Genomic DNA, 13,305 nt, shown 5'->3' with positions numbered 1-13,305 from the left:
AACAGTCCTCTGGTCGGGGTACGGGAATCCTCGTCCAGGATAGGCGAGGACCGGGTCCCGCCCCAACACCAGGGCGCCCCGGTGCGCCGCGACCGGTCGGGTCGCGGCGCACCGGGGCGCTGCGGGTGGGCTGCGGCGGGTCGCCCGGGTCAGGAGGTGACGGTCGCGGGCTTGTGGATCTTCCGGGACTCCAGGACGTGGTCCACGATCCCGTACTCCTTGGCGGCGGACGCGGTGAGGATCTTGTCGCGCTCGATGTCCCGGTTGACCTCCTCGGCGGTCTTGCCGGAGTGCAGGGCCAGGGTCTCCTCCAGCCACTCGCGCATGCGCATGATCTCGTTGGCCTGGATCTCGATGTCCGAGGCCTGGCCCCCGCCCTGACCGGACATGGCCGGCTGGTGGATGAGCACGCGGGCGTTCGGCAGGGCCAGGCGCTTGCCGGGGGTGCCGCCGGCGAGCAGGACGGCCGCCGCGGACGCGGCCTGTCCGAGGCACACCGTCTGGACCTCGGGGCGGATGAACTGCATGGTGTCGTAGATCGCGGTCATCGCGGTGAACGACCCGCCCGGGGAGTTGATGTACATCGTGATGTCCCGGTCGGCGTCCTGCGCCTCGAGCACGAGCAGCTGCGCCATGACGTCGTCGGCCGAGGCGTCGTCGACCTGGACGCCCAGGAAGATGATCCGGTCCTCGAACAGCTTGGTGTAGGGGTTCTGCCGGCGGTACCCGTAGGGGGTGCGCTCCTCGAAGTCGGGGAGCACGTAGCGGCTGGTGGGCAGGGCGGCCGCGGAACCGGCCGTGGACGAAGGTCCGTGGGTGAAGGTCATGGTTGAGTTCCTCGGAGGTCTGGAAGAGCGTGCCTGATGACGTGGTGGGACCGCCGAGGTCCTACTCCTGGTCCTTCATGGTCCCGCCGCCGCCGGTCATGGAGCCGGCCGAGCTGGCGATGTGGTCGAAGAAGCCGTACTCGAGGCCGCGCTGGGCGTCGAACCAGTTGTCGCGGTCGTTGTCCCGGAGGATCGTCTCCAGGGACTGCCCGGTCTGCTCGGCGGTGAGCTCCGCGAGGCGCTGCTTCATCGACAGGATCAGCTCGGCCTGCACCCGGATGTCCGAGGCGGTGCCGCCCATGCCGCCGGAGGGCTGGTGCATGAGGATCCGGGCGTTCGGGGTGGAGTAGCGCTTGCCCTTGGTGCCCGAGGACAGCAGGAACTGGCCCATCGACGCGGCCAGGCCGGTGGCCACGGTCACCACGTCGTTCGGGATGAGCTGCATGGTGTCGTAGATCGCCATGCCCGCGGTGACGGAGCCGCCCGGGGAGTTGATGTACAGGAAGATGTCCGCCTGGGGGTCCTCGGCCGAGAGCAGCAGCATCTGCGAGCAGATGAGGTTCGCGTTGTCGTCGCGCACCTCGGAGCCCAGCCAGATGATGCGCTCCTTGAGCAGCCGGTTGTAGACGTAGTCGTCCTGGCCGCCCATGGGGCCGCCGCCCTGCAGGCGCGGTCCGGTGGAGGTTGCGTGGGTCGAGCCGAACGGCGACTCGTGAGCGGAGGTCATGTAACAGTGCCTCTTTCGTCCGTGTGGTCCGGTGATCTCTGAACAGAACACTAGTGCCCGCCCCGGGTCCCGGCCGGTCCCCGTCCGGGTTGTTCGCTGATGGCGCATGGTCGCGGGCGCGCCCGCCGCACACGACGACGCCGCCGTCCCGGGCGGGACGGCGGCGTCGTCGGGAGCGGTGTCAGGACGTCACTTGGCGGAGTCCGGGGAGTCGGCCGAGTCGGCCGACTCCGGGGAGTCGGCGGACTCCGCGGACTCGGGCGAGTCGGCGGACTCCTCCTCGGTGCCGGGGGTCGGGGCCGCGGTGGTCTCCTCGGGCTCGACCTCCTCGGCGGGCTCCCCCGCCTGCTCCTCGCCCTGCGGGCGCACGAACTCGGAGAGGTCCACCGTGTTGCCCTCGGTGTCGGTGACCGTCGCGTACTCCAGCACCTTGGCCAGGGCCTTGCGGCGGCGCACCTCGCCCACCATCAGACCGGCCTGGCCCGAGGAGTCGAGCAGCTGGGCGAACTGGTTCGGGTCCATGCCGTACTGCTGGGACATGTTGATGATGTAGTCGATCAGCTCGGACTGCTCGACGCCGATCTCCTCGGCCTCGGCGACCGCGTCCAGCACGATCTCGTTGCGGAACGCGTCCTCGGCGTTCTTCTGCACCTCGGCCCGGTGGTCCGCGGTGTCGTGGTCCGCCTCGGCCTGCGGGTTGTCGAAGTGCTGGGCGATCTGCTCGTCGATCACGGCCTGCGGCACGGGGATCTCCACGAGGGCCAGCAGCTTCTCCAGGACCTTGTCGCGGGCCTCGACGCCCTGCTCCACCACGGTGCCCTCGGCGGCCTGCTTCTTCAGGTCCTCCTTGAGCTCCTCGATGGTGTCGAACTCGGAGGCCAGCTGGGCGAACTCGTCGTCGGCCTCGGGCAGCTCGCGCTCCTTGACGGCGGTGACCTTGACCTTGACGACGGCGTCCTCGCCGCTGTGCTCGCCGCCGGCGAGCTTGGTCTCGAAGGTGGCGTCCTCGTCGGCGGACAGACCGGTGATGGCCTCGTCCATGCCCTCGAGCATCGTGCCGGCGCCCACCTGGTAGGACAGGTCGTTGGCGGCGTCGACCTCCTCGCCGTCGACCAGCGCCTGCAGGTCGAGGGTGACGAAGTCGCCCTCGGCGGCGGGACGGTCCACGGTCTTGAGGGTGCCGAAGCGCCCGCGCAGCTCGTCGAGGGCCTTCTGCTCGTCCTCGGCGGAGGCCTCGCGGGCCTCCACCTCGACCTCGAGGCCCTTGTAGTCGGGCAGCTCGATCTCGGGGCGCACGGCCACGTCGATCTCGACCTTGACGTCGGCCTCGCGGTCCGTCTCGTCCGGCTTGGCGAGGACCTCGACCTGGGGCTGGGTCAGCGGGGTGATCTCGTTCTCCGCCAGCGCCTGCTGGAAGAAGGTGTTCAGGCCCTCGTTGAGCGCGTTCTCGACGACGAAGTCGAAGCCCACGCGCTGCTCGATCAGCCGCGCCGGAACCTTGCCGCGGCGGAAGCCGGGGACCTGGATCTGGTTGGCGAGCGAGGTGTAGGTCTGGTCGATGAACGGCTTCAGTTCCGCGAACGGGACGTCCACCACGATCTTGACCTGGGTGGGGTTGAGTTTCTCGACGGCGCTCTTCACTTCCGCTGCACTCCTGAGTGGTAGGTCGGTTGGGTCTTCCGGTGCCGCTCTCCGGCCCGGGACAGTCGGGAAGGCGGCTGCCCGGCAGGACCGGGCAGCCGCTCCAACGTCGGGGCGACAGGACTCGAACCTGCGATCTCCTGCTCCCAAAGCAGGCGCGCTAGCCACTACGCTACGCCCCGGTACCTGCAGCCTCGGCTGCAACGACTGCGGTCCGGTGCACGAGCACGGACCACCGGCGAGTCTACCGGCTGGGCGGACGGGGCCGCACCTCGGCCCGCCGGACCCCGCTCCGCACGGCCCGCCGGCGTCCTGCCGACCGCGCTCCGCGGGTGCGCCCGCGCCCCGGGATTTGACACCGCGCGCGCCGGGCCGGTTAATGGGAAGGCCTCGACAGAGCGCTCCGCGGGGATGTAGCTCAATGGTAGAGCCTCAGTCTTCCAAACTGATTACGCGGGTTCGATTCCCGTCATCCCCTCTCCGTGCACGAACGCCCCGGTCCCGCTGGACCGGGGCGTTCGTCGTCCCCGGCGGCACCTCGGCCCGGCCCCCGGCGCGTCTCAGCGGCGCAGCCCGACCACCCGCCACACCGCGCCCCGGTCCGCGTGCACGGGACGCAGCCCGTGCTCCTGCAGGACGGCGAGCATGGCCGCCGGGGAGTGCACGTAGGTGCGGAAGGGCGTCCCGGCGGCGCGGAGGCCCAGGTTCTCCAGGGCGGCGAGCGCCCGCAGGAGGCGGTGCCCGGGCGGGTGGCTGAACACGAGCAGACGCGTCGCCCGGTCCGCGGCGGCGCCCAGGAGCCGTTCGTGGTCGGGGTAGCAGCACACGACCCGGTGCAGCACCACGACGTCGTGCGGGGCGACCGCCTCCGGGTCCGTCGCGATGTCGAGCTGCCGGCGCACCGCGCGGCCGGACACCCCGGCGGCGGCGGCCAGCTCCGCGGCCTCGGCCTCGTAGGAGTCCACGAGCTCCAGGTTCGTGGTCCGTGCCGCGCCCCGGCGCAGCAGCTCGAGCTGGATCCCGCCCACGCCGCCGCCGATCTCCAGCACGCTGGCCCCCTCGACGCCCTGGGCGGCGAGGAAGTCCACGACCCGCCGGGAGGCGCGGTCGAGGCCCCGCCGCCGGTACCGGCGGGCGAGGCGCCGCGCGAAGCGGGGACCGAAGACGCGCCGGTAACCGGGCGCGCCGCAACAACTGGACACGGCTCCAGGCTACGCCGTGGAACCCGACCCGGTCAGCGCTGGCAGGAGGGGCACCAGTAGAGCGTGCGCCCCTCCAGCTCCCCCGCCTCCACGGGCGTCCCGCACCGGCGGCACGGCAGGCCCTGGCGCTGGTAGACGAGGTGGGCGTGCCCGGGCCACGCCTGCGCCTCCGGGATCCCCGGGCGGTCCGCGGCGTCGGTCGTCAGGATCCGGCCCAGCCGCACGCCCGTGCGCATGAGGGCCGCGTTCTCCGCCCACAGCCCCAGCAGCACCGGCTCGTCGAGGGCGCGCCCCGGCGTCATCGGGTCCAGTCCGCGGCGGAACAGGGACTCCGCCCGGAAGATGTTGCCCACCCCGGCCAGCACGGCCTGGTCCATGAGCAGCGCGCCCACCGGGCGGCGGCTGCGCCGCACGGCGGCCACGAAGGCCGCGGGGTCCGCGTGCGGGTCGAGCGGGTCCGGGCCCAGCCGCGCCCGGGCCGCCTCGGCCTCGGCGGAGCTCTCCAGCACGCACAGCGCCGGCCCGCGCAGATCGGCCCAGCCCTCGTCCCCGACCAGCCGCACGCGCACCGCCCCCACGGGCGCCGGCGGCAGCAGCGGGCCGGCGGGGGCGGCGTCGTCGTCGTGCGCCTCCCGCTCCCCGATCCGGCGCGGGGCCCCGATGGAGGAGGCGCCGCGGAAGCGGTCGGTGCCGCCGAAGCTCCACGCGCCGTAGAGGCCGAGGTGCGAGCGCAGCACCCGATCCCCGGCGAAGTCGAGGAACAGCTGCTTGCCGTGGGCCCGTGCCCCCTCCAGCACGGCGCCGTCCAGGGCGTGCGCCCCGGCGGCGAAGCGTCCCTGCGGGGAGCTCACGGCCAGGGCCTGGCCCACGAAGCAGTCGGCGAACTGGCGGGCGAGGCGGTGGACCGAGTGGCCCTCCGGCACTCAGGCCTCCCGGGCGGCCGGGAACTCGCGCGGGCGCAGGTCCTCGAGTTTTCCCGCGACGGTGCCGGTGGACTCGTACTCGCCGATCTGGGCGATCCGGCGCTCGTGGCGCTCGTCCCCGGAGAAGGGTTCCGCGAGGAACGCCCGGACGATCGCCAGCGCCTCCTCCTGCGGGTGCTGGCGCCCACCGACGGCCACGACCTGGGCGTCGTTGTGCTGGCGCGCGAGCCGGGCGGTGTCCAGGTTCCAGGCCAGGGCGGCACGGATGCCCTCGACCTTGTTGGCGGCGATCTGCTCGCCGTTGCCCGACCCGCCCAGGACGATGCCGAGGGAGTCGAGCCCCGCCTCCCGGTCCGCCCGGACGGCGCGCGCGGCGCTGATGCAGAACGCGGGGTAGTCGTCGAGGGCGTCGTACTCGGCGGGGCCGTGGTCGACGAGGTCGTAGCCGGCGGCGACGAGCTCCTCGACCAGGTAGCGGGAGAGGTCCAGGCCGGCGTGGTCGGTGGCGATGTGGACGCGCATGGGCGGCGTGCTCCTGGGGTTCGCGGGAACGGGGCGGGATCGAGGCGCAGGGCCCGCGCGGACGGACCGGCCGCCCTCCAGCGTAGTGCGTGCCGCGCACACCGCAGGGCCTCCCCGGGCGGCTGGGACCCGGCTGACATAATGGGACGATCCCCTGCGGCCCACCGGTCGCGGACGCCCCGATCCCGAGCCATCCCGACCCGACCCCGACCCCGACCCCGACGAGAGGACGGCACTGAAGTGCCCGGAACCAACCTGACCCGCCAGGAGGCGGCCGCGCGGGCCGAGACCGTGGCGGTGGACGCCTACGAGGTGGTCCTCGACCTGACCCGCGGCGAGCGCGTCTTCCGCTCCACGACCACCGTGCGCTTCCGGGCGACCCCGGGCGCCTCGACGTTCATCGACGCGATCACCGACGCGGTGCACTCCGTGGTGCTCAACGGCACCGAGCTCGATCCCGCCGAGGTCTCGGACGGCGTGCGGATCCAGCTGCCCGGGCTCGCCGCGGACAACGTGCTCACGGTCGAGTCGGACTGCCGGTACATGAACACCGGCGAGGGCCTGCACCGGTTCGTGGACCCGGTCGACGACGAGGTCTACCTCTACACCCAGTTCGAGGTGGCGGACACCCGGCGCGTGTTCGCCGTGTTCGAGCAGCCGGACCTCAAGGCGCGCTTCGCGTTCACGGTCACGGCCCCCGCGCACTGGACGGTCGTCTCGACCCAGCCCACCCCGGAGCCCGTCGCCGCCGGCGAGGGCGCCGCCACGTGGTCCTTCACCCCCACCCCGGTGGTCCCCTGCTACGTCACGGCGCTGATCGCCGGCCCGTACGCGTCCGTGCACGACGAGCTCACCAGCGCCGACGGCCGCACGATCCCCCTGGGCCTGTACGCCCGCCGCTCGCTCGTGGAGCACGTCGAGGAGGAGGAGATGTTCGGCATCACCAAGCGCGGCTTCGAGTTCTTCGAGGCGCAGTTCGGGGTGCCCTACCCGTTCGAGAAGTACGACCAGCTGTTCGTCCCGCAGTTCAACGCAGGGGCCATGGAGAACGCCGGCGCGGTGACCTTCGTGGAGCTCTACGTCTTCCGCTCCCGGCCCACGCAGGCCCGGGTGGAGCGGCGGGCCATCACAGTCCTGCACGAGCTGGCCCACATGTGGTTCGGGGACTTCGTGACCATGCGCTGGTGGAACGACCTGTGGCTCAACGAGTCCTTCGCCGAGTTCATGTCCACCCTCGCCGCGGCGGAGAACACCCGGTACACGGAGGCGTGGACCACGTTCGCCGCCGGGGAGAAGTCCTGGGGCTACGAGCAGGACCAGCTGCCCACCACCCACCCCATCAAGGCCGAGATCCGGGACCTCGAGGACGTGCTGGTGAACTTCGACGGCATCACCTACGCCAAGGGCGCCTCGGTGCTCAAGCAGCTGGTGGCCTGGGTGGGCCAGGCGCAGTTCATGGCCGGGCTGAACCGGTACTTCCGGGAGCACGCGTGGGGCAACACCGAGCTGCGCGACCTCATGGTCCGGCTCGAGGAGGCCAGCGGCCGGGACCTCGACGAGTGGGCCGCGAAGTGGCTCGAGACCGCCGGGGTGAACACGCTGACCCCGGAGCTCGAGACCGACCAGGACGGGATCATCCGCTCCTTCCGGATCCGGCAGACCGCCCCCGACGAGCACCCCACGCTGCGCCCGCACCGCCTGGCCGTGGGCTTCTACGACCACGACGGGGAGCAGGGCAAGCTCGTGCGCACGCACCGGGTCGAGCTCGACGTCGACGGCCCGTCCACGGAGGTGCCGCAGCTGGTGGGCCGGGAGCTGCCGGACCTCGTGCTGCTCAACGACGACGACCTCGCCTACGCGAAGATCCGCCTCGACGAGTGCTCCCTGGACACCGCCCTGACCCACCTGAAGAACTTCGAGGACACGCTCCCGCGCGCCCTCGTCCAGGCGTCCGTGTGGGACGGCGTGCACGACGGCGAGACGCCCGCCCGCCGCTACGTGGAGCTCGTGCTCGGCAACATCGCCCACGAGACGTCCTCGACCGGCATCCAGGTGCAGCTGCGCCAGCTGGACACCGTGCTGGACGGCTACGTGGCCGAGCCCGTGCGCGGGGCCACCGTGCGCGCCGCCGCCGACCGGCTCCGCCGGCTCACCGAGGAGGCGGCGCCCGGCTCCGACCAGCAGCTGCAGTTCCTCCGGGCCTTCGCCCGGCACGCCCGCACCGACGAGCAGCTGGACGTCCTCGAGCAGCTCCTCGACGGGCGGCGCACCCTGGAGGGCCTGGCACTGGACACCGACCTGCGCTGGAGCCTGCTCACCGCGCTGTGCGCCGGCGGGCGTGCCGGCGACGCGGAGGTGGACGCGATGCTCGCGCAGGACAACACCGAGAACGGCGCGATCGCGGCCGCCCGCGCCCGGGCCGCCATCCCCACGGCCGAGGCCAAGGCCCGGGCGTGGCAGCAGATCATGGTGGACGGGTCCCTGCCCAACTCCATCCAGGACGCGGCGATCGACGGCTTCCGCACGGCCGCCGACACCTCCCTGCTGGCGCCCTGGGCCGAGGAGTACTTCGCGGCGATCCCCGGCGTGTGGCGCACCCGGACCCACGAGCTGGCCCAGCAGATCGCGATCGGCATGTACCCGAACATCCCCGTCCAGGAGACGGTCGACGCCGCGGACGCCTTCCTCGCGGACCTGCCCGAGGACCTGCACGGGCTCCGCCGGCTGGTCCTCGAGCAGCGCGACGCGACGGCCCGCGCGGTCCGGGCGCAGGCCGTGGACGCCGCCTACGAGGTGGTGCGCGCATGAGCGACGAGCAGCAGCGCCCCGGTCCGGCCGGGCACGGACCCGGGGGGCCCGGCTCGACGCCCCCGGCCGGCCAGGACCCGCGCACCGACCCCGCCGCGGCGGCCCCGCCCGGGGCGCGCTCCTTCGCGGTCGGGGCGCCCCTGTCCCAGCTGCGCCGCCCCGTGCCGCAGGTCGGCGACGAGCGGGAGCAGGCCGAGGCCGGCACGGCGTCGTCGTTCTACGACCAGGTGGGCGGGCACGAGACGTTCGTGAAGCTCGTGCACGAGTTCTACGCCCGGGTGGCCGAGGACGAGCGGTTCCGGGCGCTCTACCCGGAGGACGACCTCGGCCCCGCCGAGGAGCGGCTGCGGATGTTCCTCGAGCAGTACTGGGGCGGACCGACCACCTACTCGGAGCAGCGCGGGCACCCGCGGCTGCGGATGCGGCACATGCCGTTCCCCGTGGACACGTGGGCGCGCGAGACGTGGCTGACGCACATGCGCGCGGCCCTGGACACCCTGGAGCTCTCCCCGCTGCACGACGGGATCATCTGGGACTACTTCGACCGCGCCGCCCACGCCATGATCAACCGTCCCGGCTGATCCCCCGGGAGTCTCAGCGCTTGGCCAGGACGTGCCCGCCGGGGGTGCTCAGGCGCACCCAGCGGCCGTTCTCCGCGACGGCGACCTCCGCGCCCGGGCGCAGGAAGCCGAGCGAGTACGCGGCGAACGCCGCGCCGTCCGGCAGCGGCGCCCCGTTCAGCCGCCCCGCGAGCGGCTCCGCCCACCCGGACGACCGGCCCCAGACCTGCGAGCGCACGGTGTCCACGACGGCGGCGCCCGCGTCCGTGGGCACCGCCCGGGCGACCTCGGCGATCCCGGCCCGGGCGACCTCGCGCAGCGCGTCCCCGGCGACGGAGCCCACCGGGGTCCACCCGCCCAGGGGCGGGGCGATGCCCGCCCACGAGACGTTCGCGTCCACGGGGGGCAGGCCCACGTCCGTGGCGTCCTGGTCCTGGCGCGGCATCCGGTCGAGGACCCCGCCGAGCGGGACGGTGACGTCCAGGGCCTGCTCCCCGGACAGCGCGGCGGTGCGCAGGCCCAGGACCGTGGGCGTGGTGTCGAGCAGGCCGTGGGGCTCGAGCACGCACACGTAGACGCCGAGGGCCCGCCCGCGCGCCTGGAAGCGCACCGCGCCCTGCGGGTCCACCCCGCGGGCCCGGGACAGGTACGTCCGCAGGTCGGCGACGTCCCGCGGATCCGTCAGCGGGAGGGACCGGCCCACGGGGCTCAGGCCTCCGCCGGCGCGGGCCGGCGGGCGAAGCGGGTCGGGGCGTCCTGCCACTGCTCGAGCAGGCCCCGCTGCGTGTCGTCGAGGCGCACCGGCCGCCCGGAGGAGCGGTCGATCACGACGACGACCGTCTGGGCCACGGCGTAGACGCGCGACCCGTCCTCCTCCTGGACCGCGTAGTCCAGCACGAAGCTCGACCCGCCCACGGAGGAGACCCACACCCGCACGGACACCGGGTCGTCGCGGTACAGCAGCTGCTGCGTGTACTCGACCTCCTGCCGGCCGATCACGGTCATCAGGTCCCCCAGCAGGGTGCGGAACGTCGCGCCCTCCGGCACCCCCGCGGCGGCGTCCTCGGGCAGCGGACGGGCCATGAGCCGGACCCGGGCGTCCTCGAGGTACTGGAGCATGGTGACGTTGTTGACGTGGCCGTAGCTGTCGATGTCGCCGAAGCGCATCTGGATGGGGATCAGCAGCGAAGACATGCCCCCATCCCATCACACCCGGGCGCGCCGGACGCGCCCCGGCGCGACCGGCGGCTTGGCTAGAGTGAAGGCCATGACCTACAGCCCGATCCCGGACCCCACGCAGGCCCTGCTCGACATGCTCGACCTCGCGGACGGGGGTGGCGCGCGCACGCTCGAGGACATCTACGTGGGCCACTCCATCTCCCCCGCACGCGGCCGGGTCTACGGTGGGCAGGTCCTGGCGCAGGCCGCGACCGCCGCCATGCGCACCGTGGAGCCGGAGCGGATCATCCACTCGATGCACGCGTACTTCCTGCGCGCCGGGGACGTGTCCCAGCCGATCACCTTCGGCGTGGAGCGGATCCGGGACGGGCGGTCCTTCTCCGCACGCCGCGTGCACGCCTACCAGGACGGGCGCGCCATCCTCTCGGCCATCGCGTCCTTCCAGGTCCCGGCCCGGGGCCTGGACCACCAGGACGAGTCCCCCCGGAACCTGCCCGAGCCGGAGTCCCTGCCCAGCGCCGTGGAGCTGCTCGGCCACGTCGACGCCCCCGAGGCGCAGGCGATCGCGCACGAGCGGCCCTTCGACATGCGGTACATCACGGAGCCGATCTACTTCAAGCCGGACTCCCGGGGAGAGCCGTTCAACGCGGTGTGGATCAAGACCCTCAAGCCGCTGCCGGACGACCCGAACATCCACCGCGCCGCGCTCGCCTACGCGAGCGACTACACGCTGCTCGAGCCCATCCTGCGCCTGCACGGCAGGACGTGGATCGAGCCCGGCATGAACATCGCCTCCCTCGACCACGCGATGTGGTGGCACCGGGAGACCCGCGCGGACGAGTGGCTGCTCTACGTGCAGTCCTCCCCCAACGCCTCCTCGGCCCGCGGCCTCGGGGTGGGCCGGATGTTCTCCCGGGACGGCCGGCTCGTCGCCACGACCGCCCAGGAGGGCATGATGCGCTTCCCGGAGTTCTCCTGACCGCACCGGAGCACGCCGGAGGGGCCCGCCGGGCGGGAAGGAGCTGCTCCTTCCCGCCCGGCGGGCCCCTCGGGCGGCACGGGCTCCGGGCCCGGCCCTGCGTCAGTCGCGGGTGAGGCGGCGGTGGGTGACGCGGTGCGGCCGCGCGGCGTCGGCGCCGAGGCGCTCCACCTTGTTGGCCTCGTACGACTCGAAGTTGCCCTCGAACCAGTACCACTGGTCCGGCTCGTCCTCGGTGCCCTCCCACGCGAGGATGTGGGTGGCGACCCGGTCGAGGAACCACCGGTCGTGGGAGACGACCACGGCGCAGCCCGGGAACTCCAGCAGCGCGTTCTCCAGGGAGCCGAGGGTCTCGACGTCGAGGTCGTTGGTGGGCTCGTCGAGGAGCAGCAGGTTGCCGCCCTGCTTGAGGGTCATGGCCAGGTTCAGCCGGTTGCGCTCTCCGCCCGAGAGCACCCCGGCCTTCTTCTGCTGGTCGGGGCCCTTGAAGCCGAACGCGGAGACGTAGGCGCGCGAGGGCATCTCGACGTTGCCGACGTTGATGTAGTCCAGGCCGTCCGAGACGACCTCCCACAGCGACTTGCTGGCGTCGAGGTTCGCGCGGTTCTGGTCCACGTAGGAGATCTTGACGGAGTCGCCGATCTTCAGCTCCCCGCCGTCCAGCTCCTCCATGCCGACGATGGTCTTGAACAGCGTCGACTTGCCGACGCCGTTGGGGCCGATGACGCCCACGATGCCGTTGCGCGGCAGGGAGAAGGACAGGCCCTTGATGAGGGAGCGGTCCCCGAAGCCCTTCTGCAGGTCCTTCGCCTCGATCACGAGGTTGCCCAGGCGGGGTCCCGGCGGGATCTGGATCTCCTCGAAGTCCAGCTTGCGGGTCTTCTCGGCCTCGGCGGCCATCTCCTCGTAGCGGGCCAGGCGGGCCTTCGACTTCGCCTGGCGGCCCTTGGCGTTGGAGCGCACCCACTCGAGCTCGTCGGCCAGCCGCTTGGCCTGCTTGGCGTCCTTCTTGCCCTGCACCTCCATGCGGGCGCGCTTGGTCTCGAGGTAGGCCGAGTAGTTGCCCTCGTAGCCGTACAGCCGGCCGCGGTCGACCTCGCAGATCCACTCGGCCACGTGGTCGAGGAAGTACCGGTCGTGGGTCACGGCCATGACGGCGCCGTGGTAGTCCTTCAGGTGCTGCTCCAGCCACAGCACGGACTCGGCGTCGAGGTGGTTGGTGGGCTCGTCGAGCAGCAGGAGGTCCGGCTTCTGCAGCAGCAGCTTGCACAGGGCCACGCGGCGGCGCTCACCACCGGAGAGGACCGTGACGTCGGCGTCCGGCGGCGGGCAGCGCAGGGCGTCCATCGCCTGCTCCAGCTGGGAGTCGAGGTCCCAGGCGTTGGCGGCGTCGATGTCCTCCTGGAGCTTGCCCATCTCCTCCATGAGGGAGTCGAAGTCCGCGTCCGGCTGGGCCATCTCCTCGGAGATCGCGTTGAAGCGGTCGACCTTCGCCTTGATCTCGCCCACGCCCTCCTCGACGTTGCCCAGGACGGTCTTCTCCTCGTTCAGCGGCGGCTCCTGGAGCAGGATGCCGACGGTGTAGCCGGGGCTGAGCCGGGCCTCGCCGTTGGACGGCTGGTCGAGGCCGGCCATGATCTTGAGGATGGTGGACTTGCCGGCCCCGTTGGGTCCCACGACGCCGATCTTCGCGCCGGGGTAGAACGACATGGTGACGTCGTCCAGGATGACTTTGTCGCCCACGGTCTTGCGGGCCTTGGACATTGTGTAGATGAATTCCGCCATGCCCTCAAGGCTACCCCGCCCGGCGGAGGCCGAGGGGCGGCCACCGGGCGGGGACGGACCGGGGGCTGGGGCGCCGCAGCCCCCGCTCCGTCCCCGCGCCGGGACGGCTCCGCCCGGGAAGCTCAGGCGGTGGCGGGCTGGCGGCGCGGGCG

At 72.6% G+C, this 13,305-nt stretch carries 12 protein-coding genes and 2 tRNA genes; 4 read left to right on the top strand and 10 right to left on the bottom strand.

Annotated elements, in window-relative coordinates:
* Nucleotides 1–149: 149 nt before the first annotated feature.
* The 4 genes from CRM73_RS09620 to CRM73_RS09605 all read right to left on the bottom strand — a co-directional run bounded on the left by CRM73_RS09620 (nucleotide 150) and on the right by CRM73_RS09605 (nucleotide 3,377).
* Nucleotides 150–827, bottom strand: coding sequence for an ATP-dependent Clp protease proteolytic subunit (locus tag CRM73_RS09620; protein ID WP_017834585.1), 678 nt, complete (start codon nucleotides 825–827; stop codon nucleotides 150–152).
* A gap of 61 nt (nucleotides 828–888) precedes the next feature.
* The gene (locus tag CRM73_RS09615) at nucleotides 889–1,554 is read right to left on the bottom strand and encodes an ATP-dependent Clp protease proteolytic subunit (protein ID WP_017834584.1); all 666 of its coding nucleotides are present in this window, start codon (nucleotides 1,552–1,554) and stop codon (nucleotides 889–891) included.
* 189 nt (nucleotides 1,555–1,743) lie between these two features.
* Nucleotides 1,744–3,195 carry a trigger factor gene (tig, locus tag CRM73_RS09610; protein ID WP_017834583.1) on the bottom strand — a complete coding sequence of 484 codons (1,452 nt, stop codon included), beginning with the start codon at nucleotides 3,193–3,195 and terminating at the stop codon, nucleotides 1,744–1,746.
* A 109-nt stretch (nucleotides 3,196–3,304) separates the two neighbouring features.
* A tRNA-Pro gene (locus CRM73_RS09605) sits at nucleotides 3,305–3,377 on the bottom strand.
* 225 nt (nucleotides 3,378–3,602) lie between these two features.
* On the opposite strand from CRM73_RS09605, the gene CRM73_RS09600 reads away from it, so the two are divergent.
* Nucleotides 3,603–3,673, top strand: a tRNA-Gly gene (locus CRM73_RS09600).
* Between the two features lie 82 nt (nucleotides 3,674–3,755).
* On the opposite strand, the gene CRM73_RS09595 is transcribed toward CRM73_RS09600, so the two are convergent.
* Genes CRM73_RS09595 through CRM73_RS09585 form a run of 3 tightly spaced genes read right to left on the bottom strand, consistent with a single transcriptional unit; the run spans nucleotide 3,756 to nucleotide 5,842 of the window.
* Nucleotides 3,756–4,397, bottom strand: a complete 642-nt coding sequence (locus tag CRM73_RS09595; RefSeq protein WP_109222441.1) for a methyltransferase domain-containing protein — start codon at nucleotides 4,395–4,397, stop codon at nucleotides 3,756–3,758.
* Nucleotides 4,398–4,429: 32 nt separating this feature from the next.
* Complete coding sequence (locus tag CRM73_RS09590) at nucleotides 4,430–5,320, bottom strand: DNA-formamidopyrimidine glycosylase family protein (RefSeq protein ID WP_229587521.1); 891 nt, start codon at nucleotides 5,318–5,320, stop codon at nucleotides 4,430–4,432.
* On the bottom strand, nucleotides 5,321–5,842 hold the full coding sequence (locus tag CRM73_RS09585; protein WP_035930062.1) for a ribose-5-phosphate isomerase: 522 nt from the start codon (nucleotides 5,840–5,842) through the stop codon (nucleotides 5,321–5,323).
* A 240-nt stretch (nucleotides 5,843–6,082) separates the two neighbouring features.
* Here CRM73_RS09585 and pepN point away from each other — a divergent pair, with 240 nt between their 5' ends.
* Together pepN and CRM73_RS09575 are read left to right on the top strand one after the other, a co-directional pair.
* Nucleotides 6,083–8,650, top strand: coding sequence for an aminopeptidase N (gene pepN, locus CRM73_RS09580; RefSeq protein ID WP_229587520.1), 2,568 nt, complete (start codon nucleotides 6,083–6,085; stop codon nucleotides 8,648–8,650).
* Complete coding sequence (locus CRM73_RS09575; protein WP_017834578.1) at nucleotides 8,647–9,231, top strand: globin; 585 nt, start codon at nucleotides 8,647–8,649, stop codon at nucleotides 9,229–9,231. The genes pepN and CRM73_RS09575 overlap by 4 nt, the downstream gene beginning before the upstream one ends.
* A gap of 13 nt (nucleotides 9,232–9,244) precedes the next feature.
* Here CRM73_RS09575 and CRM73_RS09570 read toward each other — a convergent pair whose 3' ends face one another.
* A complete protein-coding gene (locus tag CRM73_RS09570) occupies nucleotides 9,245–9,913 on the bottom strand; it encodes a hypothetical protein (protein ID WP_017834577.1) in 669 nt (222 codons plus the stop codon).
* 5 nt (nucleotides 9,914–9,918) lie between these two features.
* Nucleotides 9,919–10,404: a thioesterase family protein gene (locus CRM73_RS09565; protein WP_017834576.1), complete on the bottom strand. Its 486-nt coding sequence runs from the start codon at nucleotides 10,402–10,404 to the stop codon at nucleotides 9,919–9,921.
* A gap of 73 nt (nucleotides 10,405–10,477) precedes the next feature.
* Here CRM73_RS09565 and CRM73_RS09560 point away from each other — a divergent pair, with 73 nt between their 5' ends.
* A complete protein-coding gene (locus CRM73_RS09560; RefSeq protein WP_017834575.1) occupies nucleotides 10,478–11,368 on the top strand; it encodes an acyl-CoA thioesterase II in 891 nt (296 codons plus the stop codon).
* 102 nt (nucleotides 11,369–11,470) lie between these two features.
* Here the strand turns inward: CRM73_RS09560 and ettA are convergent, their stop codons facing one another.
* A complete protein-coding gene (gene ettA / locus CRM73_RS09555; protein ID WP_031283621.1) occupies nucleotides 11,471–13,153 on the bottom strand; it encodes an energy-dependent translational throttle protein EttA in 1,683 nt (560 codons plus the stop codon).
* Nucleotides 13,154–13,305: the final 152 nt, after the last annotated feature.

The sequence above is a fragment of the Kocuria sp. CCUG 69068 genome (assembly GCF_020833785.1).
GTDB lineage: Bacteria > Actinomycetota > Actinomycetes > Actinomycetales > Micrococcaceae > Kocuria > Kocuria rosea.
This window is presented reverse-complemented; position numbering and strand designations above follow the sequence as displayed.

Bases quoted from the DNA above. Each gene is read 5' to 3' on its own strand.
- CRM73_RS09620 (WP_017834585.1), bottom strand. From the start codon at position 827: ATGACCTTCACCCACGGACCTTCGTCCACGGCCGGTTCCGCGGCCGCC.
- CRM73_RS09615 (WP_017834584.1), bottom strand. From the start codon at position 1,554: ATGACCTCCGCTCACGAGTCGCCGTTCGGCTCGACCCACGCAACCTCC.
- CRM73_RS09585 (WP_035930062.1), bottom strand. From the start codon at position 5,842: ATGCGCGTCCACATCGCCACCGACCACGCCGGCCTGGACCTCTCCCGC.
- CRM73_RS09575 (WP_017834578.1), top strand. From the start codon at position 8,647: ATGAGCGACGAGCAGCAGCGCCCCGGTCCGGCCGGGCACGGACCCGGG.
- CRM73_RS09565 (WP_017834576.1), bottom strand. From the start codon at position 10,404: ATGTCTTCGCTGCTGATCCCCATCCAGATGCGCTTCGGCGACATCGAC.
- CRM73_RS09560 (WP_017834575.1), top strand. From the start codon at position 10,478: ATGACCTACAGCCCGATCCCGGACCCCACGCAGGCCCTGCTCGACATG.
- ettA (WP_031283621.1), bottom strand. From the start codon at position 13,153: ATGGCGGAATTCATCTACACAATGTCCAAGGCCCGCAAGACCGTGGGC.